Below are 19672 nucleotides of genomic sequence, written 5' to 3'. Positions count from 1 at the left end.
GATATGGAATTATTGAATGATGTATTTACGGCCAAGGCCATTTTTATTGGAATCGTTTTCGCGATTACCTTAGGGGTAGCGGCTTACTCAACCTATTTTGAGCGTAAAATCGCTGCATTTATGCAGGATCGTATCGGTCCAGATCGCGCGGGTCCGTTTGGTATTTTACAACCCCTTGCGGATGCGGTGAAAATGTTCATGAAGGAAGACTTTATTCCGGCTAACTCAAACAAATGGTTGTTCATCGCTGGACCATGTTTATCGATGTTAACGGCCTTAATGACTTCTGCAGTCGTTCCTTTTGGGGATACGGTGACTGTCGGAGGTGTGACATTTGATCTTCAAGGAATCGATGTTAACATTGGGATTCTTTGGGTTTTTGGTATCGTATCGCTGGGTGTTTATGGTATTTTAGTGGGGGGCTGGGCGTCCAACAATAAGTATTCACTTTTGGGTGCAATTCGTGCTGCTTCGCAAAACATCTCGTATGAATTGGCGATGGGTATGTCGATTATCGCAATCTTGATGTTGTCGGGATCCTTGTCGACGAAGGCGATTGTGGAGGCCCAACAAGCGGGACATTGGAATATTTTATCCCAACCGATTGGCTTTATCATTTTCTTGATTTGTGCGTTTGCGGAGTGTAATCGTACGCCTTTCGACTTACCTGAGTGTGAGACGGAATTAATTGGCGGTTACCACACGGAGTATTCTTCCATGAAGTTGGGCTTTTACCTTTTTGCGGAATACATCAACATGTTTATTTCGGGAGCGGTCATGGCAACATTGTTCTTCGGAGGATATGATTACCCGGGTTATTCATTCATCGCTACTCAATTTGGTTCGAATGCGGCGGCATTCTTGGGTATGGGTGCTTTGATTGGCAAAGCCTTATTCTTCGTATTTATCTTTATGTGGGTGCGTTGGACATTACCTCGTTTCCGTTATGACCAATTGATGGGATTAGGATGGACGGGTTTGATTCCCTTGTCGATGTTTAATGTTGTGGTGACGGGATTTGGTATTTTGATTGGCCAACCGATTATTGCGGGTGTGGCAGGAGTTGTTATTTTGTTAGTGGGCTTGTTTGTGAATGATGCCCTATTCAGAAAGAAAAAAATAGCTTAGGCATATGAAATTAAGTAATAAAACAAAGGTTTTAGAGCAGGGGGAAATGACCTTAGCGGAGCGTATGTACTTGCCAGCGATTGTTGGTGGTATGGCGACTACCTTAAAGCACTTTTTCTCTAAGCCGGTAACCATTCGTTACCCAGAGCAACAGCGTTATTTAGGTCCTATTTACCGGGGTCACCATATCTTGAAGAAAGATGAGCAAGGTGCAGAGCGTTGCACGGCTTGTGGTCTATGTGCGGTGGCTTGTCCTGCGGAGGCGATTTCGATGGTGGCTGAGGAGCGTAAGAAAGGAGAGGAGCACTTATACCGCGAAGAGAAGTACGCGAAGGTATACGAGATCAATATGCTTCGTTGCATTTTCTGTGGTTTGTGTGAGGAGGCTTGTCCAAAAGAGGCGATCTTCTTACGTCATGACAAAATGGTTCCTGTGTTCAGTACGCGTGACGAGGTGATTTACGGGAAAGATAAATTAGTTGAAAACATGGACCAGCGCTACTTGCGTGACGGTTGGAAATAAGCATATTATGGAGATTACAAATATTTGGTATTTTCTATCAGCCTTGACGCTTCTTAGTGCGCTGATGGTCGTTTTTGCTAAGAATCCGATTCACTCGGTTTTATACTTGGTGTTTACTTTTTTCTGTATTTCAGGCCATTATGTGTTATTAAATGCACAATTCCTGATGGTAGTGAACATCATTGTTTACGCCGGTGCGATCATGGTACTCTTCCTTTTCGTGATCATGATGCTCGACTTACGAAAGAATATGCCGGAATCAAAAACCTCTTTGGTTAAGTTGGCCGGCTCCGTTGTCGCAGGAACGCTTTTGGTGATTTTAGTTGCCGCTTTCCATAAGAATTCATTGCCTGCACCTTCGGCTGAAACAACCCCGAATTTTAGTTCACAAACGGGTATGGTCGAGAACTTGGGTAAAGTGCTTTATTCGGAATATTTATTGCCTTTTGAATTGGTTTCTATTCTGTTTTTCGTCGCGATGGTCGGAGCTGTCTTATTAGGTAAGCGTGAGGCTGGCGAAAGGAATTTCTAGTAGATTATGATGTATAAAAAAAGGCTTTCAAGAAATTGAAAGCCTTTTTTTATGATTCTATTTTTTCTTTTTCCAGGTGTGGTCGAAGAGCCCTACTTTCAAGCCAACGCTTCCCACGAATCCTTGCATTTCTGAGGTGCTGTTTTCTCCGAAGGCAAAGCGGTAATTCGCTGCACCGAATAATCGAACTTGCTTTAAGACATTAAGTTCAAGTTGAACCCCCGGTTGAATTCCCAACGATTTAGGTCCTCTCCAGAATCTGTCACCGTCACGCATTCCATCACGGTGTCCTCCGTATTGCGTATTGGGATCAGGAATCGCCAAACTCATATCAGTGTTGTGCGATGTAATTGCCCCTACTAACAAAGGAAAGCTTAGGTGGATAAGACTATTGGCTTTCGCCGTGTATGCGATCGAAAGTGCACTGAATTTCTGGTCTAACGCTGGATTAGTGATTTGAGCATCCCGGTCCTTGCGAAGGGTACTCGAAAATGCAGCGCCAATTTCCCATTTGTTGTTCAAATGCAATGCCATTGCGAAACCTGCCTGCGGCCCCATGGATCCGAATTGAAAGCTGGGTGCTGCTGAAAAGCCAAAGGATTTAATTTTTCCTTCGAAAAGTGTTTGTGTTTTTTGGGTACTGTCTTGTTTGATCAGTACGGCTTGTTGGGCGTTTAGTTGAGTCGATGCGAACAAAACAAAACAAGATGTGATTAGACGGATTGAATGTCTCATGTGTATGGGTTTTAATTTTTGCACAAGCTAGCGCAATATACTTTATGAATTTTAACGATTCGATGAGTCAAGGAATTTTGTTGACGAAAGAAGGTAAATTCAGTAATCGGCTGAATTAGGGTATTAGTCGACGAGATGCCTTGCCTTGTCCTTTGTATTTTCTATTTCGACCTGAATCCCTAGCTTTGTAGGGCAAACAAATTGATTATGTGGCGCGCCTGGCAATTACCCAAAACTAAATTAACGTTTAAGATTCTATTTAATCTCATCCTTTGGGGTTTGTGGATAGGATTACCTTTGTTGAGCCCCGTTCACCAAAGCCATGAGAATGATCATCCACATGGACACGTTAATCCCGAGTTTTCGGAGCATATCTGGTTGGAGCTCCTCACCGTTGTCCCTCTTTTTTATATCATCACGCTCTTTTTAGTTCCACGGGTTTTCAAACGTTTTGGCGTTTTCTGGTTTTTTGCCAGTTTGTTCGGGATGATTGTCTTATTTTTTGGTATCCAAAGCCTTTATCATATCTATTTCCTGCCTTTCGATAAGCATGAAGGCTTCTTCGATATGAAAGGAATTTTTCCCCTCGTAATGATTTCGGGAATCGGTTCTACGTATGGACTTTTGTTGGAGTTTATCAACATCGAATTCGAAAAGGAGGAGCGAAGTAATGAGCAGCTCAAGTCTGAATTAGCCTTCTTGCGTTCCCAAATCAGTCCCCATTTTATTTTCAATATTCTGAATAGCATCGTTTACTTGATTCGTACCAAGGCGGATAAACAGGCGGAGGATGTGACGATTCGCTTGTCGTCTTTGATGCGTTACATGCTCTATGATTCGGATCAAAGTATGGTGGCATTGGATCGAGAATTAGAATACTTACGGAATTACATTGATTTGCAGCGCATGCGTTTTGAAGGGGATGTAAAGATTGATTTTCAGGTGGAGGGTACCGTTCGGGGTTGTCGGATCGAACCGATGTTGCTTATCCCGTTTGTAGAAAATGCGGTGAAACATGGCGTGGCTTTTGTGGATAACCCGTTTATTTATATTTATTTTTCGATTGATCATGGACACATGAAGTTTGAGGTGAAGAATAAAAAGGGCCAGCTCCATGATGATGTCAAGGATGAGAGTTCGGGTATTGGGTTGAAGAATGTCTTACGCCGTTTGGACTTATTATATCCGAATCAACATCGATTGGATATTCGGGATACGTCGGACGTTTTTGAAGTGAATTTGGAAATGACTTTACAACAATTTTAATAAGATGGAAAAGATGAATTGCCTCGTCGTGGACGATGAAAATATGGGTCGTAAATTGTTGGAGGAAAATGTCCGCCAAATTCCCTACTTGAATTTAGTCGCTTCCTGTAAGAATGCGTTTGAAGCCATGGAGCAGATGCAGACCCATGCGGTCGATTTGATTTTCCTCGATATTCAGATGCCTGGGATGCTGGGTACCCAATTCATTCATACACTGACACACAAGCCTCTCATTATTTTTGTGACGGCCTACGATAATTATGCGGTGGAGAGTTACCAACTCGATGCCGTGGATTATTTAATGAAGCCCGTTAGTTTGGAGCGCTTTTCCTTGGCGGCCAACAAAGCCTACCAATTATTCAATCAAAAGAAACCAACAGCGCCTCAGACAACTTCAGTAGCTTCCGAGCCATTGGAGGATTTCTTCTTTGTCAATGTCGAATATTCCTTGGTTCGAATTTCGATCCCTCAAATTTCACACATCGAAGGCTTGAAGGATTATGTCAAAATTTATCTAGAAGGTGAGCGTCGTCCCGTTTTAACGAAGTTGACCATGAAATCGCTGGAGGCCAAAGTTATTCCCCACGGTTTTATGCGTGTTCACAAGTCCTTTATTGTGAACTTACGCAAGATCGAGTCGATCAAACAGCAACGAATAACAATTTCAACGTTTGATATTCCGGTGAGTGATTCTCATGCCGCCGAATTAATGGAGAAGTTGAATTTCACAAAACCCAACTAAAGCTTAAGCTTTAAGCCGGTTTGAAAGAATCGTCCCGGTGCGGCATTGTAGAAGCGATTTCCTACCGCATTCAAATCCGGTCCGGAGACATAGATTTCATCGAAGAGGTTTTCTGCTCCAAACCAGATTTCCCAATGTTTTTGTTTGAGCTGAATTCGGCTATTCCATACGCGTGAGGACGGGAGAATTTCCGTATTCGCATCATTGAGAAATAACTGATCGGTGAATAGGAATTGGGTGGTCCAACTAAGCTTTGGAAGTACATCCCATTGCAAAATACTAGCATGTTGGAAGGGACTCGTTCCCGTCAATCGGTTTCCGCTGTAATTTTTGGTTCCTGCGATGTAATTATTGAAACGAAAATTCTGAATACTTTCTGAATTTCGTAACTGTATATTTTTGGCAATTTGAATTCGATAGCCCAATTCAATCCCTTGCTGGGTGGTGCCTCCTGCATTCACAAAATAATCGGAACCATCGGCTGCCCGACGAATCACGATGCTTTCCGTGAGATCAAATTGGTACAAATTGAGGTCCCAATCAACGAATGAATAATTTCCCCGCCAGGAGATTTCTTTGTTCCAGCCTTTCTCGGCTTTTAAGTTGGTATTGATGATTCCCGTAGAAGGGCGCATCTCCGCGATGCTCGGGGGTGAATAGCCGGATGCAACTTTGAATACGAGTCTTTGTCGGTCGCCCATTTTCCGCACCACCGCAATTCGGGGTGTTAGGTACGTTTCATTTCCAATGTACTGTGTCCAATAGCCGTTGGCACTTAAGGAAATCGTCGAATTCCAGTTTTTATTGATCTGATAATCCCACTGGGCGAAAAGGTTTCCGCTTTGGATATTCGTGTTTTGACTCAGCTGTAAGGTGTCTTTTACGCCCCTTCGGTTTCCAAAGGTTTGGCTATCGAATTGTCCGATTTGGAACTCGTAGCCAAAGTCGATGGCACTTTTGTTTTGGCGGTAGTGGATGACGGCCCGACTGCTGAAATTGGGTTCGTGGCGAATTTCGTAATTCCGGATCGTCGGGTTTTCAATGTGATTCACTTGAATGGAATTGGCAAGGTTATATCCCCAATTTCCGTTCCAGGCGTTTTGAAGGTAAAAACCTGTGCCGTAGGATTTTAATTTGAAGGTGGCTTGTTGGTCCGCAGAACTTAAAAATGCTCCAGAAGCCGGTCTTGCCTGAAAGGGCTTGGCATTGAATTGTGCGCGAGTCAGTCCTCCGGGTGTTTGGTAGGCTACATCCGCATAGTAGGAAGTCAAAAGAAGTAAGCCGTTCTGCCCAATGGTCCGTTGGTATTCGTGACTAATGAGCTGTTTTTTCATCGCCGACCAATCTCTTGCGCCAGGTTGTTGCCAAAAAGAGGCATACACTCGGTTACCGGCATATTGAATATCCCAGCTCTGTTTGTACCCCCCAAGGGAATTAGCCTTTTCTTGGTGTTCCAACTTTTTACCATGGAGTGTCGGACCCTGGAAGAGCATACTTCCGCCTGTTCCGGCACCATAAATTCCCCCGGAAGGGCCTTTTAAGATGACTAATTGGTCCATCATGTCGGGCTCGAGAATCGCTAGGTAGGAATTGTTCCCCGCATCCGTGAAGGGGATGTTGTTCCAATAAATTTTGACATTGCGAACACCAAAGGGAGCGCGAAGTGAGCTTCCCCGAATGGCCACTCGGTAGGAACCTGGACTACGTTCTTCGAGACGGACGCCGGGTTGCGTATTTAGGGCTGCGGTAAAGCTATTTCCATGAACGGCTTGAATGTCTTTTACCGGAAGCAAGTTAAAGGCATCTGGGCTTGACAGTCGGGTTCGGTTTTGCTCGAGAACACGTACTTCTACATTCGCCAATTCTTGCGTGCTGTCCGGGGCACAAATAAGCCAAGCTGACATAAGAAGGTTTAGTAGCATGGCTTAAAAATGGTAAGTAAGGAGTGTCGAAAATAATTTTGCTTCGGAGCTTGGAATGGTTTTTGAATTGGTGTTGCTAGCCGCCCCGATATTCAACAATTCATATTGAAGTGTTAGGCCAAATTTTTTGACTTGAAATTCAAGGCCCGTCTGGTAGCTGATGGAATTGCTTGTGGTTAGTGTTGAATAAGGCACGCCAACGTATTTTCCATACAAGGTTATATCATGGTATAAAGGTTCAAAAACTTTGGCATGAAGCAACAACTTAGATTGTTTCATTTGAGTGGCATATTGCAAGCCTAAACTGATCCCGTGCAGCGCATATTTTTCCTCTTCGATGTATTGGGAGCGGTCGGATGTAATTTTGCGTGCGATGGATTTACTGTATAATTCAACGATCGGTTGTAGACCTGAACTGAATTGCCAAAGAATTCCTAATTGTGCTTGTCCCCCACGGTAATTTGCATAGAGTGCTTCATTGGGCCCAAGTGGTTTATTTTTACTGCTCAACGGAGGCTCGACAAATTTATATTGTGATCGATCGACGAGTGAGTTATGTACATTTCCGAGTGTTTTCAATTTCGCGTAAATTTGATAACGTTTTTGGGGGAGCTTAAAGGTGAGCTGTGCTCCCAGGTCAACCGTTGTTTGATTTTCGTGCCAAATAAAGTAGGACGTTCCAATACTCGAAGCGAAACGAATTTTCTGACTCATTCCATTAAAGCAAAGGAAAATAAACGCCAAAAAGGGTAAAACAACTTTCATTGATTTTAAATATACAGCATATTACCAATATTTCCCTCCTTTTTTCCGCGCGAAATTTATTCCCCGAAGGATGATGATGAGGTGGCTCCAAAGTGCATTCCCAAAGCCGAAGTGTCTCTTTAAAACCTCAAAGCGTTCTTGCCAGGAGCGTTTTAAATTTTGTACGGATGCCCCACCGATAAGGTACTGGCAGATTGGCGCTGGAATTTGAATAATTTCTTTGGCAAGCTTTAAGCATTTGATCTCCCAGTCGATGTCGGAACTTAAGCGAAAATGTAGATCAAATAAGGGCGCAATGTTGCGCTTGGCCACAAAAGACTGGTGGCATATCACCATGCCGAATTGAAAAGATCTCCAAGAAAGATTCGTTGGGATTTTGTGTGGAGTTACTTCACTGCGTAATCCGAGGGTTTTTCCGGCTTCGTCGACAAACATGGCGTCGCCGACAATGACATCTGGATTTGATTCCATCGCGGAGATGAGTTGGCCAACGGTCTTCTCATCCGCAAAGCGATCCCCCGCATTCATAAAAATGACATAGTCACCTGATGCTCGTTGAAGCCCTTTATTCATCGCATCGTAAATGCCTTTGTCGGGCTCCGAAACGAATTGGTCAATCTGATTCGTATATTTTTCGATTATCGCTAAGGTCCCGTCTTTGGATGCGCCATCGATCACAATGTATTCGATCGCATCCCGGTGACCTTGGGTCAAGACACTTTGGATCGTCCGTTCCAGGTATTTCTCCGCCTGGTAGGTGATGGTGATGATACTTAGCTTAGCCGACATGCTCGTAGAATTTGAGATGTTTTGCAGCAATAATGCTTTCCGAGTACGCTGATTCCGCTTTCTGTCTAGCGGCTTGTTCGGGTGCGTTCGTTAAGGTCCATTGTAGTCCATGATGGAGATCTTCCACGGATTGGTAGTTCGCCACGTAGCCATTCACCTGATGTTCAATCATTTCCGGAATTCCCCCGATGTTAAAGCCGACGCAGGGTGTTCCACAGGCGAGTGCCTCCATGATGGTATTGGGTAGGTTTTCCTCCAAGGACGGGGTCACGAAAACATCCGCGGCTTGGTATACTTCAATCATTTTTTCTGGCGACGAAATATGACCTAATTTATGAGCGATCAAGCCGAGTTCCGGAATGTCCTGGGCGTTCCCGGCGATGATTAATTCATATTGCTTGGAATCCAATCCTTTCAGTGCCTCTTGCAAAAAGTGAAATCCTTTCTTGGGGGCATTGACGCGCATGGCCACGAAGAGTAAGTGTTTTTTGTCGGGGTTTAATCCCAAAATGCGCTTCGCATTTTGCTTGTCGGCAGGTTTGAATAGCTCCGTATCGATGGCATTCGGGATGCTTTCGATAAGATGGTTTTTTAAAATACTACTTGAAGCGGCACGATTTTTCAGCCAATCCGAGCAGGTGATGATGTGCAAATTTGGCGCTTGAAAAGCTTCGAATTTCTTTGCCCACAATTGATGGCTCAAATCATTTTGGGTAGGTAGCTTGATGAATTCTTGGCAATTTCCACAGGACTGTTGGAAATTAAGACAATTGCCACTGTGGTGACAACCGCCCGTGAAGGCCCACATGTCGTGGAGTGTCCAATATACCGGCTTGCCCGTGTTAAGTAGTTGGCGGATATTTTGAATGGACAACATGCCAAAATTCACCCAATGCAAATGAATGATATCGGACTGCTGTATCAAGGGGTGTTTACTAATATCGCGTCCGTAGATTCCAGGATTAAAAAGAAATCGAACGGCTTTACTTTTTTCGGATGGCAGGTAGGTCAAACGCTCCCAAATGAAATTGATCCAGGCAATCGCTTTTTGCCAAAGCGTTGTATTTAAAGGGATCGAGGCATCGTTTCCACTTTTTTCTTGGACGAGCATGCTGACCTGATGGCCTGCTTTTTCTAAGGCATCGCGCAAACGACCACAAGCAATCCCGGCACCACCATTTTGGTTGTGATAGGAGAGGAGGACGATTTTGAGCGGTTTGGCCATGTTTTACGCGAAAAGTTCTTGAATTTTTGCAGCGATTCGTTCGGCGGCCTTTCCATCCCAAAGGGGTGGTACTTGGCCTTTTTTACTTTGACCTTCTAAGATTTTGAGTAGGGCTTCGTAAGTTTTGTCAGGATCTAAATCGGCCAATAATTGGTTGGTCCCCAAGCTTACCGTGATCGGTCTTTCCGTTGAATCGCGGAAGGTTAAACATGGTATACCCAAATAGGTTGTTTCTTCCTGGATTCCACCGGAGTCGGTGAGGATGGCTTTCGCATGACTCATCAACTGGATAAATTCCAAATAGCCTAAAGGCTCTGTTAAGATCAAATTCGGGTTACTTTCGATGGCATTCAACAAACCAAATTTCTCCATGTGAGCCCGCGTGCGCGGATGGATGGGGAAAACAATTTTGGTGTTTTGTGCGCTTAGTTCAATTAAGCGTAGGATGGATTTTAGCCCGGCTTCCGTGTCGACGTTGGCGGGGCGATGCATGGTCATGACGATATAGTCGCTAGTCGCTAGTCTTAAGTCGGGGAGTATCGTACTACTTTTTGCTTTTTCTTGGTATCGTACCAGGGAGTCGATCATCACATTCCCGGTAAAGAAAACCTTATCATCCGATACGCCTTCGCGTTTCAGATGATCGATGCCACTCTGTTCTGTCACGAAAAGATAGTTGGCCACGGAATCCGTTAAGATCCGATTGATTTCCTCCGGCATGTTGCGATCGCCGGAACGCAATCCTGCTTCTACATGCGCTAAGGGAATGCCTAATTTAATGGCCACCAAGGTACAGGCAAGTGTTGAGGTAACATCCCCCACCACGATGACTAAATCGGGTTTTTCTTCTAATAGAATGGGTTCGAAGGCTAACATGATTTTGGCCGTAACCTCAGATTGGGTTCCTCCCCCGATGCCCAAGAAGAAATCGGGTTTGGGGAGTTCCAATTGCGTGAAAAATACGTCGCTCATTTTCGCATCAAAATGCTGACCGGTGTGTACGATTTTGGAGGTCCAACCGGGAAGATTTTGAATGGCACGATGCAGCGGGGCTACTTTCATGAAATTGGGGCGTGCCCCGACAACCTGAATTACTTTCATGTGGGAATCTTTGTGAGGATAATTAAGGACAAAGATAGGGAATTTAACAGATTGTAGAGACGCGATACTTCGCGTCTTTTGTTTTTTAAAATTATACGTGAGGTGCTTTAAGTTAGACGCGAAGTATCGCGTCTCTACAATTTCCAGAAATTGTCACGAGGTATTTTAAGTTAGACGCGAAGTATCGCGTCTCTACAATTTCCAGAAATTGTCACGAGGTATTTTAAGTTAGGTTCGATACTGCGCGTCTAAAATCACTCAAACTTCAGAACTGCTTTTCCCTTTTGCAAGATGAGACCATTGCCATTTCTTTTTCCAATGGCTTTATCTGTTGAATTAATCAGAACATTTCCGTTGCCAAACGAATCAACATGTACATTTTTAGCGACGAGGGCTCCTGCATCAGTCTTTCCATTCCCCTCATTTTTTAGGTTCAATTCTCCCACGTTACCGCGTAAGAATGCGCTTCCGTTTCCTTCATTATAGAAGTAGAATGAACTTTGATTTTTTACGTGTACGCTGACCGAACTATTTCCTTGTTTGTAGACCTCGGTTAGTTTAGGGCAAGTTATTTTAATTCGAATTCTTGGGTCAAAAATATATTTATTATTTTCTCTCGTGTAATTGAATTTGATTTGAAGTTCGTTGTTGTTTTCCGTTACGAAGAGAATAGGTAAATACTTATCCCGCATTTTTACTTCGACTTTAAATATATCACCTATTTTAATTTCGGTCTCCCCATCTATATCAAGTAAAGAAATCTTTGAAAAATTGGAATAGATATATTCTTTCTTTACGATTTTTTCGGTACCGGAAAAAGGATCAGATTGTCCTAAGCTAGCTGAGGATATTGTAAGAAATAAGAGAAGATATAGTCGGATGTTTTTCATAGGGTCAATGTTTATTTTTCAGGCTTCGTTTTTGTAGTTCTTTCTAGAGGATGTAATGTTTGAATTCGTTCTTGATTTATTTTAGCAATATTTCATTGGAAAGCTCCAATTTTTAATAGGTAATCCACCGGATGCTCGTAAGCAAAGACTAACACGGAAATATATGATCAGACTGAGGAATACATCGATTTTCTAAGTCCCCAGGTTAAAACCGGGGGGTATAAACTTATGAATCGACGCGAAATGCGTCCCAAACTTTGGCAAACCTGTTAAGGATTGCCAAAGAGCTTCATGCGTAAGAAGTCTTAAAATGTACAGACGCGAGGTGTCGCGTCTCTACTTGTGACTCCCGATCGCATACCTAAACGCCTCCATGTAGTTCCCTAAAACCGTATGAATATTAATCTCCTTTTGGATAATCTCTTGTGATCGTTTTCCCATCAGGGCAATTTGTTCCGGATGAGCGAATAGTTTTTCGATCACTGAAACCAAACTTTTCACCGAGCCCGATTCGAAAAAGTGTCCATTATAACCTTCGCGTACCAATCGTTTTTCGGTGCCATCAGCAACCGAGCAAATCACAGGTTTCGCAAAACACATGGCTTCATTGATAGATAAGCCGCCCATCCCAGCCAAGACATAGATTCCCGCCTCACAAGTGATTTGGCCTAATTCACGCATGTCATAAATACCCCCGTGAAAGGTAATAAAATCATGTCCTGCCGCTTGTGCTTTTAAGGCCTCCAATTCCGGGCCATCTCCCACGATGCTGAGTTCTGTTTCTGGGTATTTCACATGAAGCGTAATCGCCGCCTCGATTAAAACGTCTACTTGCTTCCATTTTACTAAACGACCAATATGCAACATACGGAAAGGATTGGATTTGATCTCCTTTAAGGCCTCTACATGCTCAAAAATCACATCCGTATCTGGCGAATTCGCCGTCACAAATACTTTTTCTGCCGGAACTCCATAAGAAGCATGCATCGCCACAGCCTCATCCAGGTAGTTGATATGCGCATCCACCAAATTGCTAAAAAGCCGACGGGTTTCCCGGACAATCATGAATTTGATCCGAGCCAAAACCGATTTATTTTGTTGGTGCGCCTGGTTATTCTCCGTCACACCCCCTCCATTCAAATAATAGGAGATTGCCTCCCCATAATGCGGTACCTGGAAAGGAATCTCCTTGGAAACCAAGGCAACATTGTTCCGTCGTAAGAAATTATACCAACCGGGGTAAAAAACAAAGGCTGCCTGATAGGGCCAATTCACCATCAATACATCCGGTTTTTCCTGCAGGATTAATTCCTTTAGGCCCTTGAAAAACTTCTTGCCGTAATAGGTCGTGTACTCTTCCTGGTAAAACACCTTGAACTCAATGCCGTCCTTACTCTCAAATACCCCTGCACCTAAGGTCGCTCCTTTGGTCGATGGCACTACCACACACACCTCTACCCCCATCTCTTTTTGGAGCTTATTCAATACCAAATTGTAATAATGCGGCAATCCCCCCGCCAAGGACATCAACTTCATTTCTTTAATTTATTTTCGATCAACTGACGGATGTCGGGGGATAAATTAAATCCCCAACAAGCCAATGTGAACAACAAGGTAATGGCGCCTGAACGCACGCCGACGTTTATAAACCAATTATCGCCCAACACGGGAATGGCCAATACCACTGCGCCAATGATTAAGGAACAGATAAGTATACCCATGGTATTTCGGTCGAAAGGCTGTAAGCCCATCTTATACCAAAGGAAAAAATACTTAATAGCATTGTAGCCACCCAGCGCAAGAAGCGATGCTAAGGCAGCCCCGTTGTAAGAATACATGGGGATAAAAATTAAATTTCCCACGACGATTCCAATCGCTAAAATCAGGTAAAAGACCAGGTCGTAACGGTAGTATTTCGAGTTGATCAAAATCTCGGAATTCAAGCCCGTTCCCATGTCGATTACCTTGCTGATGCTCACCATTAAAACCACCCATTTACCAGCTTCGTAAACCTCATGGTTAGGGATGATTTGGTAGATAAAATCGAGGTTGCACCAGATGCCGAGGAAGAGAAAACATCCGACCAACAATAAATTGGCCGAGGATTTTTTGTAGATATCTGCGATCTGACCAAAGTCCTCGCGCTTCCAAGCCTGGGCTAAAATGGGGGTGCTAATCGCCGCAATGACATTGCGTGGGATGGCGATCATCAAGCCCATGCGGGAATTGATGTCGAAAACCGCCGTCGTCCCTAAACCGCCGGCATAAGCAGGCAACATCAGCTTCTCGACGTGTTGGATTAAGGTAAAACTTGCACCAGCCAAAATCACCCAACCGCCATATTGCAACATTTCGTGGAAGACCGGTTTCCTTAAAAAGGAGAAATCCAGCCCTGTGTAGAAACGCTTTAATTGCTTGATGTAGATCAATAAACCGATGACCGCAAACACATAGGAAAGCGTAATTCCCAAAACCAATTGGTCCAGATTCAAATAGCCAAGACCAAATCCCAAGATCAAAGCCGAGTTAGAAAGCCGGAGCAACAATTCCCGAATAATCGCCGGTACCACAATCCGTAAATGCACCCGCGCATAGGCTTCCAAGATCGCCATGTACAAAAAACTTCCCGTTAAGGGAATGATGTAATAGAAATATTTGGGAAGCAAGGGCGAGGTATCCGCATAGATCGCATTGAAGGTCTCACGCAAGGCAAGGTAGCCCAAGGTAAATAGACTTAAACCAAACAAAGGTGCTAGTAACAAGAAGCTAAAAAACCCGTTGTGGCCATTTTCGGGGTCATCGAAGTGCGGGAAAAACCGAACGGCGAGTTGGGGGATGCCCAACTGCGTAAAGGAGGCAAAGATGAGCGGGATGCTGACCAAGGCGCCGGCAATAAGGCCAACTTCGTCTTGATTTAAAAACTGATTATAGAGGAAAATGACATTGAACGTCCCGATCGCCGTCCCCAGGTAGGTGACGATGGAGGCTTTAAGACTTTGCCGTATGACGATTCCCATGCATTATTCGAATAAGAAACAAAAATACACTTATTTTAAAATAGTTTTGATTTTTTGACTCAGCTTCACCACATCGTAATTTTCAACCACGTGTTTCCGAGCCGCGATGCCCATTTTAGCTATCTCTGAAGGATTTTTCGCTAGAAAAATACAGGCCTCTGCCATCCCTTTTATATCTTTTTCGTCGGTCAGAATTCCCGTTTCTCCCTCGATGACCGCATCAGGAATTCCGGCATGTCGCGTAGAAACCGTGGGTAATCCACAAGCTGACGCCTCTAAAATCGCTACAGGTGTCCCTTCCGAATCCCCCGCTTGGGTGATAACGGAATGTTGGATGAATACATGGGCAGCTTGTAACAGAGGCAGGTATTCGTCTTGAGATTTGGGTCCTAGAAAGGTGACGTGATTTTCAATGTTATTTTCTTTGACGAAGGTTTTGGCTTCCTCCCACATGGGACCATCGCCAACCATAAGTAATCGGGCTAATGGAATTTCGTTGAATACCTCGACGAAAGCGCTCAAGCTATGAATGGGTCCTTTTTTCTCCGCAAAGCGTGCGACAGAAATGAAGGTGATTGGGTCATTTTTCGAACCAGCAGGTTTGAATCTTTCTGTATCCACGCCGCAGGGGATGAAATGCAGATTCGTGAGTGGTCCGGCGATTGCCTCTAAATTGGCTCGCATGGATTGCGCAACAACGATGACCGATTTAGCCTTAGGAAGCATCGCACGGTAGTCGGCCTGATACTGCGTCAACGTCTTTTTCTCATTCGCATCAAATCCCAAAAACACGATGGAGTAAGGGATTCCCGCTTCCAGGCATGCCTCATAGATATTCGAACCCAATGGTCCATAATTGGCTAAAAAGGCATCAATCTGATTGCTACGAATGAATTTAATCAGGTAGTGATGGTAGATCTTTCTGAAAAATTTGGGGAAGAGATTTCGAAGGGTTCCTCGAACGACTAATTGATTCAAGGGAAAGGGATAAACGGATTTTCCGCTGTAGGTTCGATTCGGTAACCAACCTTCGTAAAGTACCTCTTTGGGGGCCAATTGTTTGATTTGCTCGTCGATAAACGTCTCAGAATAGGAATGGAAATTCGAACGGGCAATGAGCAAATTCATAGATGGGCTATATTTTATACGAATTTACCCTATTTTTGTTTCACATTAAATGGACATGGAGAAAATTCTACTTGTTGGCGGTGCAGGTTTTTTGGGCTTCAATCTCCTCGATTTTGTACAAAATCAATTGGGGGACGAAGCTCCTGAAATTGTGGTATTGTCGCAAGAGATTCCTGATTCTGCCATTCATTTTCCCGATGTATTGTTCGTGGAAGGGGATTATTCAGATGCCAACTTGTTGAACCATCTCTTTGAAACGCATCGTTTTTCCCACGTTTTCCATTTTGCCAGCTCCATTATTCCGGCTTTATCAACCCAGAATATCCAACGCGATGTGGAAACTAATTTGTTACCTACCATCGGATTGATGGAGGTCATGAAGGCATTTGGCTGTCAAAATCTTTTGTATTTATCTTCTGGTGGTGCGGTGTATGGAAATGAAATGCCAACACACAAGACGGAGTCGCAGGCATGCCAACCGATTAGTTCCTACGGGATTATTAAATTGGCCGTTGAGCATTACATACGCCTATATGCCAATCTCTACCAAATCGATTATTTGATTTTGCGATTATCCAATCCATTTGGTTTGCATCACCGATCTGCGACTCAAGGTGTCATTAACATCGCCATTCGAAAGGCTTTGCGAGGTGAGACCTTGGTAGTTTGGGGCGATGGAAGTCAGGCCAAAGATTATCTTTTTGCGGAGGATATTTCTCGTGCCATCATGGATTTGATGGTAGCCAAAGTGAAAAATGTGACGCTGAATGTCGGCTCCGGGTTTACGATGACACTCCTGGATATTATCGATATGGTTAAGGCTAAAGTTCCGCACTTTCAGGTGGAATTCATGGAGGCTATGCCGACAGATGTCCAACAAGTGAGTTTAGATATTACGCAATTGAAATCGCAGATCGATTTTGAATTGACTTCCATCCCGGAGGCGTTTGAAAAGACCTTTGCGTATGAAGAAGCTCGGATTAATGAAGGTTAAGTAGCCGTTTTTGTTCTACGATGGAGTTTTTGTATTCCACAAATTCTGCCGCTTTTTTGGCGAACTGATGTCCCTTGGCCTTATTTCCTTTTCGGTGCTCTAATCGAGCGATTCCTAATAAAGCCAATCCGTGGATGTCTTTCGTAAAACGTTCCTCCCATGGATGTGTAAGGGCTTTGGCATAGTAGGCCTCGGCAATATTGTATCGCTTTTTTTCAAATTCCTCTCGCATACCTCGGAATACATGGGCCGCACCTTTGAAATAAGAGGAGTTGAGTTTTTCCAACTGATCCACGAATGGCTCGGCGGCTTCGTATTGTCCCGATAAGGTTAGTAGCTCAGCACGTTGCAAAATATACCAATGGTTATTCGGAAATTGTTGAATCAATTGGGTGTTGTAGGGAAGTCCTTTTTGGGGTGTTCCCTCGTATTTGTTGAAGACATAGCTGTAATAAAACAGGGATTCGTTCCGAACAAAAATGGTTTTCCGGGTACCGGCTTCCAGCATAGCTAAGCCCGTTTTTTTGTTGCCCTCTTCGAAAAAGACCATCAAGGGCTTAATGATCGGATGCAATTCGGGGTAGGCGACGCGGTAGTAATTGTAGATACCCGAGGAATATAAAAATTCCGGTTGGCGCTCTGTGTTTTTGATCCCTATTTTCATAAAGGCATAGGCCTTGCGTGCATAGGAAACCGCTTTCATAAAATTTTGGTTGTCGGCCTCGTAGGCCGCCAAAAATCCAAGCGATGCCGTGCAAAAGAAGGAGGCTTCCAAATCATTGTTATTCTTGTCGTAGGCTTCTTGTGCCAAATTATAGGATAACTCGAGGAAGGCTAAATAGGCCCGACTCTGCGCCGGATGATCTTTGAGTGGGAAAAATTGTTGTTCGTATTGCATGGCCGAAAGCAAATAACCGGCCGGATGTTTGGGGTACAGCGCCTTAACTTTATTGAAATCTTCCGTTGATTCTTTGAAATCGTATTGGTATAAGTGGTTCAGCCCCTGCGTGATAAGATTCCGTGCCTGCGCATTCTGCAGCAATTGAGCGGGGCTCAAAAAAGAAACGAATGTGAGGGCTAAGACGAATAAAAAACGCATCATTAAAATTTGGTCCGTAAAAATAGGGAAGCTCTGTGGTTTTTGGGCCTAATTTTTTACTTTTGTTTCTATTTCATTTTTCCCACATCCTCATGATTTCATTTCAGCAATTCACCTTAGCCAATGGACTTCAAGTGATTGTGCATGAGGACCCCAGCACGACGTTAGCCGTGATGGATGTGATTTATGATGTGGGCTCTCGAGACGAAGATCCAGAGCGTACCGGTTTCGCCCATTTGTTTGAGCATTTGATGTTTGGGGGTTCGGTAAATATCCCAAATTATGATTCGCCACTGCAATCTGTCGGTGGGGAAAACAACGCATTTACGACGCCGGATTTAACGAATTATTACATTTCCTTGCCTTACCAAAATTTGGAGACCGCATTCTGGTTGGAGTCCGACCGGATGTTATCCCTTGCGTTTAATCCCCAGTCTCTGGAGGTGCAACGCAAGGTGGTGATCGAGGAATTTAAACAACGTTATTTGAATCAACCCTATGGCGACGTTTGGTTGAAATTCCGTCCGATGATTTATGAAAAACATCCCTACCAATGGGCAACCATCGGGAAGGAAATTAAGCATATCGAGGAGGCGACTTTGGAAGATGTGAAGGCATTCTTCCAGAAATTTTATGTTCCAAGCAATGCGATTTTGGTCGTAGCCGGCCGTGTGAAATTGGAAGAGGTGAAAGCCTTGGCTGAAAAGTGGTTTGCCCCCATTCCGGCAGGGAAAAAGCCGCAACGGAATTTACCGAAAGAGCCTGTGCAGACGGAAGATCGTCGCATGGAAATTAAGGCTGATGTTCCCTCTAATCGTATCTATCTGGCCTATCCAGTGGTGGGTCGTTATAAAGCGGGATATCATGCGATTGATTTATTGTCTGACTTATTAGGTCGAAACGAATCATCCTATTTGTACATCGAGCTGGTACAAAATCAGCGAATCTTTGATTCCTTGGGAGCCTCTTTAACGGGATCGATGGATCCAGGATTATTGGTTATATCCGGTCAAGTTTGCGAGGGCGTCGATGTAAATCATGCCGAAAAGTTACTATTGGATACGATTCAGGCTTTTGTTCAAGACGGGATTCATGCGGATGGATTGCAACGCGTGAAGAATCAGGCGGAGGCTTCCTTGGTTTTTGGGGAGGTAGAAGTATTGAATCGCGCGATGAATTTGGCGATGGCGGCGAATGCGGGGAATGTTGATTTCGTGAATACGGAGGCAAATCACATTGCGAATGTTAGGTTGGAGGATATACAAAATTGGGCCAACAAGCTGTTTGTTCAAGGGAAAAAGAATACATTGCTTTATCTTAAACAAGGATAATCATGAAAATACGGGTAGGACAAGGATATGATGTGCATCGTTGGGTGGAAGGACGTCCCTTTATTTTGGGAGGTGTGGAGATTCCGAGTGATTTTGGACCTTTGGGGCATTCGGATGCCGACTTGGTTTGCCATGCATTATGCGATGCGCTTTTAGGCGCCGCCAATATGCGGAATATTGGTTATCATTTTTCGGATAAGGATCCGATGTGGAAGGGAGTTGCCTCGACATTGTTGTTGAAGAAGGTCATGGAGATGATTCGTGAGAAAGGCTGGGAGGTAGGCAATGTGGATGTGACGGTGGTTTTGGATCAGCCCAAATTGAATCCGCATATCCCGGCGATTAAAGAAAATTTAGCTAAGGTGATGGAGCTTGACGAGGAACAAATATCGGTCAAAGCCACCACTTCGGAGGGTTTAGGTTTTGTAGGAAGACAAGAGGGTATTTCGGCGATGGCAGTCGCCCTAATTCAAGCGAAATAGTGT

At 44.1% G+C, this 19672-nt stretch carries 19 protein-coding genes; 8 read left to right on the top strand and 11 right to left on the bottom strand.

What is annotated here, in order from left to right; all coding sequences use genetic code 11:
- The first annotated feature begins 3 nt into the window (after positions 1–3).
- The 3 genes from nuoH to ACMH5P_RS05340 are packed head-to-tail and all read left to right on the top strand — an operon-like array spanning position 4 to position 2183.
- Positions 4–1128 carry an NADH-quinone oxidoreductase subunit NuoH gene (gene nuoH, locus ACMH5P_RS05350; RefSeq protein WP_459493304.1) on the top strand — a complete coding sequence of 375 codons (1125 nt, stop codon included), beginning with the start codon at positions 4–6 and terminating at the stop codon, positions 1126–1128.
- Positions 1129–1132: 4 nt separating this feature from the next.
- Complete coding sequence (locus ACMH5P_RS05345; RefSeq protein ID WP_315577109.1) at positions 1133–1651, top strand: NuoI/complex I 23 kDa subunit family protein; 519 nt, start codon at positions 1133–1135, stop codon at positions 1649–1651.
- 7 nt (positions 1652–1658) lie between these two features.
- A complete protein-coding gene (locus ACMH5P_RS05340; protein WP_459493303.1) occupies positions 1659–2183 on the top strand; it encodes an NADH-quinone oxidoreductase subunit J family protein in 525 nt (174 codons plus the stop codon).
- A gap of 57 nt (positions 2184–2240) precedes the next feature.
- Here the strand turns inward: ACMH5P_RS05340 and ACMH5P_RS05335 are convergent, their stop codons facing one another.
- A complete protein-coding gene (locus ACMH5P_RS05335) occupies positions 2241–2918 on the bottom strand; it encodes a hypothetical protein (RefSeq protein WP_459493302.1) in 678 nt (225 codons plus the stop codon).
- A 207-nt stretch (positions 2919–3125) separates the two neighbouring features.
- On the opposite strand from ACMH5P_RS05335, the gene ACMH5P_RS05330 reads away from it, so the two are divergent.
- Positions 3126–4184: a sensor histidine kinase gene (locus ACMH5P_RS05330; RefSeq protein ID WP_459493301.1), complete on the top strand. Its 1059-nt coding sequence runs from the start codon at positions 3126–3128 to the stop codon at positions 4182–4184.
- 4 nt (positions 4185–4188) lie between these two features.
- Entirely contained in the window at positions 4189–4926 is a 738-nt protein-coding gene (locus tag ACMH5P_RS05325; protein WP_459493300.1) for a LytR/AlgR family response regulator transcription factor, read from the top strand.
- Here the strand turns inward: ACMH5P_RS05325 and ACMH5P_RS05320 are convergent.
- The 9 genes from ACMH5P_RS05320 to ACMH5P_RS05280 all read right to left on the bottom strand — a co-directional run bounded on the left by ACMH5P_RS05320 (position 4923) and on the right by ACMH5P_RS05280 (position 15763).
- Positions 4923–6830 carry a TonB-dependent receptor gene (locus ACMH5P_RS05320; protein WP_459493299.1) on the bottom strand — a complete coding sequence of 636 codons (1908 nt, stop codon included), beginning with the start codon at positions 6828–6830 and terminating at the stop codon, positions 4923–4925. The genes ACMH5P_RS05325 and ACMH5P_RS05320 overlap by 4 nt on opposite strands.
- 21 nt (positions 6831–6851) lie before the next feature.
- Positions 6852–7613, bottom strand: coding sequence for a hypothetical protein (locus ACMH5P_RS05315; RefSeq protein ID WP_459493298.1), 762 nt, complete (start codon positions 7611–7613; stop codon positions 6852–6854).
- A gap of 21 nt (positions 7614–7634) precedes the next feature.
- The gene (locus tag ACMH5P_RS05310; RefSeq protein ID WP_459493297.1) at positions 7635–8402 is read right to left on the bottom strand and encodes a glycosyltransferase family 2 protein; all 768 of its coding nucleotides are present in this window, start codon (positions 8400–8402) and stop codon (positions 7635–7637) included.
- Positions 8392–9627: a glycosyltransferase gene (locus tag ACMH5P_RS05305; RefSeq protein ID WP_459493296.1), complete on the bottom strand. Its 1236-nt coding sequence runs from the start codon at positions 9625–9627 to the stop codon at positions 8392–8394. The genes ACMH5P_RS05310 and ACMH5P_RS05305 overlap by 11 nt, the downstream gene beginning before the upstream one ends.
- 3 nt (positions 9628–9630) lie before the next feature.
- Positions 9631–10728, bottom strand: coding sequence for a non-hydrolyzing UDP-N-acetylglucosamine 2-epimerase (gene wecB, locus ACMH5P_RS05300; protein WP_459493295.1), 1098 nt, complete (start codon positions 10726–10728; stop codon positions 9631–9633).
- A 254-nt stretch (positions 10729–10982) separates the two neighbouring features.
- Complete coding sequence (locus ACMH5P_RS05295; protein ID WP_459493294.1) at positions 10983–11618, bottom strand: GIN domain-containing protein; 636 nt, start codon at positions 11616–11618, stop codon at positions 10983–10985.
- Positions 11619–11954: 336 nt separating this feature from the next.
- A complete protein-coding gene (locus ACMH5P_RS05290) occupies positions 11955–13154 on the bottom strand; it encodes a glycosyltransferase family 4 protein (RefSeq protein WP_459493293.1) in 1200 nt (399 codons plus the stop codon).
- Complete coding sequence (locus ACMH5P_RS05285; protein WP_459493292.1) at positions 13151–14635, bottom strand: lipopolysaccharide biosynthesis protein; 1485 nt, start codon at positions 14633–14635, stop codon at positions 13151–13153. Before ACMH5P_RS05285 ends, ACMH5P_RS05290 begins: the two co-directional genes overlap by 4 nt.
- 30 nt (positions 14636–14665) lie before the next feature.
- Positions 14666–15763 carry a glycosyltransferase family 4 protein gene (locus tag ACMH5P_RS05280; RefSeq protein ID WP_459493291.1) on the bottom strand — a complete coding sequence of 366 codons (1098 nt, stop codon included), beginning with the start codon at positions 15761–15763 and terminating at the stop codon, positions 14666–14668.
- 55 nt (positions 15764–15818) lie between these two features.
- On the opposite strand from ACMH5P_RS05280, the gene ACMH5P_RS05275 reads away from it, so the two are divergent.
- Positions 15819–16757 carry an NAD-dependent epimerase/dehydratase family protein gene (locus ACMH5P_RS05275; protein ID WP_459493290.1) on the top strand — a complete coding sequence of 313 codons (939 nt, stop codon included), beginning with the start codon at positions 15819–15821 and terminating at the stop codon, positions 16755–16757.
- On the opposite strand, the gene ACMH5P_RS05270 is transcribed toward ACMH5P_RS05275, so the two are convergent.
- Positions 16744–17859: a tetratricopeptide repeat protein gene (locus ACMH5P_RS05270; protein WP_459493289.1), complete on the bottom strand. Its 1116-nt coding sequence runs from the start codon at positions 17857–17859 to the stop codon at positions 16744–16746. The two genes, ACMH5P_RS05275 and ACMH5P_RS05270, sit on opposite strands and share 14 nt — an antisense overlap.
- A gap of 89 nt (positions 17860–17948) precedes the next feature.
- On the opposite strand from ACMH5P_RS05270, the gene ACMH5P_RS05265 reads away from it, so the two are divergent.
- Both ACMH5P_RS05265 and ispF read left to right on the top strand, forming a co-directional pair.
- Positions 17949–19187, top strand: coding sequence for a M16 family metallopeptidase (locus tag ACMH5P_RS05265; RefSeq protein WP_459493288.1), 1239 nt, complete (start codon positions 17949–17951; stop codon positions 19185–19187).
- Positions 19188–19189: 2 nt separating this feature from the next.
- The gene (ispF, locus tag ACMH5P_RS05260) at positions 19190–19669 is read left to right on the top strand and encodes a 2-C-methyl-D-erythritol 2,4-cyclodiphosphate synthase (RefSeq protein WP_459493287.1); all 480 of its coding nucleotides are present in this window, start codon (positions 19190–19192) and stop codon (positions 19667–19669) included.
- Positions 19670–19672: the final 3 nt, after the last annotated feature.

It is taken from the genome of Aquirufa sp. 5-AUSEE-100C1 (genome assembly GCF_054558655.1).
This window is presented reverse-complemented; position numbering and strand designations above follow the sequence as displayed.

Excerpts from the sequence above, each read along its gene's own strand:
- ACMH5P_RS05320 (WP_459493299.1), bottom strand. The coding sequence starts at position 6,830 with ATGTCAGCTTGGCTTATTTGTGCCCCGGACAGCACGCAAGAATTGGCG.
- ACMH5P_RS05295 (WP_459493294.1), bottom strand. The coding sequence starts at position 11,618 with ATGAAAAACATCCGACTATATCTTCTCTTATTTCTTACAATATCCTCA.
- ACMH5P_RS05335 (WP_459493302.1), bottom strand. The coding sequence starts at position 2,918 with ATGAGACATTCAATCCGTCTAATCACATCTTGTTTTGTTTTGTTCGCA.
- ACMH5P_RS05275 (WP_459493290.1), top strand. The coding sequence starts at position 15,819 with ATGGAGAAAATTCTACTTGTTGGCGGTGCAGGTTTTTTGGGCTTCAAT.
- ACMH5P_RS05270 (WP_459493289.1), bottom strand. The coding sequence starts at position 17,859 with ATGATGCGTTTTTTATTCGTCTTAGCCCTCACATTCGTTTCTTTTTTG.
- ACMH5P_RS05330 (WP_459493301.1), top strand. The coding sequence starts at position 3,126 with ATGTGGCGCGCCTGGCAATTACCCAAAACTAAATTAACGTTTAAGATT.
- ACMH5P_RS05310 (WP_459493297.1), bottom strand. The coding sequence starts at position 8,402 with ATGTCGGCTAAGCTAAGTATCATCACCATCACCTACCAGGCGGAGAAA.
- ACMH5P_RS05315 (WP_459493298.1), bottom strand. The coding sequence starts at position 7,613 with ATGAAAGTTGTTTTACCCTTTTTGGCGTTTATTTTCCTTTGCTTTAAT.
- ispF (WP_459493287.1), top strand. The coding sequence starts at position 19,190 with ATGAAAATACGGGTAGGACAAGGATATGATGTGCATCGTTGGGTGGAA.
- ACMH5P_RS05345 (WP_315577109.1), top strand. The coding sequence starts at position 1,133 with ATGAAATTAAGTAATAAAACAAAGGTTTTAGAGCAGGGGGAAATGACC.
- ACMH5P_RS05290 (WP_459493293.1), bottom strand. The coding sequence starts at position 13,154 with ATGAAGTTGATGTCCTTGGCGGGGGGATTGCCGCATTATTACAATTTG.
- ACMH5P_RS05340 (WP_459493303.1), top strand. The coding sequence starts at position 1,659 with ATGGAGATTACAAATATTTGGTATTTTCTATCAGCCTTGACGCTTCTT.
- wecB (WP_459493295.1), bottom strand. The coding sequence starts at position 10,728 with ATGAAAGTAATTCAGGTTGTCGGGGCACGCCCCAATTTCATGAAAGTA.
- ACMH5P_RS05305 (WP_459493296.1), bottom strand. The coding sequence starts at position 9,627 with ATGGCCAAACCGCTCAAAATCGTCCTCCTCTCCTATCACAACCAAAAT.
- ACMH5P_RS05265 (WP_459493288.1), top strand. The coding sequence starts at position 17,949 with ATGATTTCATTTCAGCAATTCACCTTAGCCAATGGACTTCAAGTGATT.
- ACMH5P_RS05285 (WP_459493292.1), bottom strand. The coding sequence starts at position 14,635 with ATGGGAATCGTCATACGGCAAAGTCTTAAAGCCTCCATCGTCACCTAC.
- nuoH (WP_459493304.1), top strand. The coding sequence starts at position 4 with ATGGAATTATTGAATGATGTATTTACGGCCAAGGCCATTTTTATTGGA.
- ACMH5P_RS05325 (WP_459493300.1), top strand. The coding sequence starts at position 4,189 with ATGGAAAAGATGAATTGCCTCGTCGTGGACGATGAAAATATGGGTCGT.
- ACMH5P_RS05280 (WP_459493291.1), bottom strand. The coding sequence starts at position 15,763 with ATGAATTTGCTCATTGCCCGTTCGAATTTCCATTCCTATTCTGAGACG.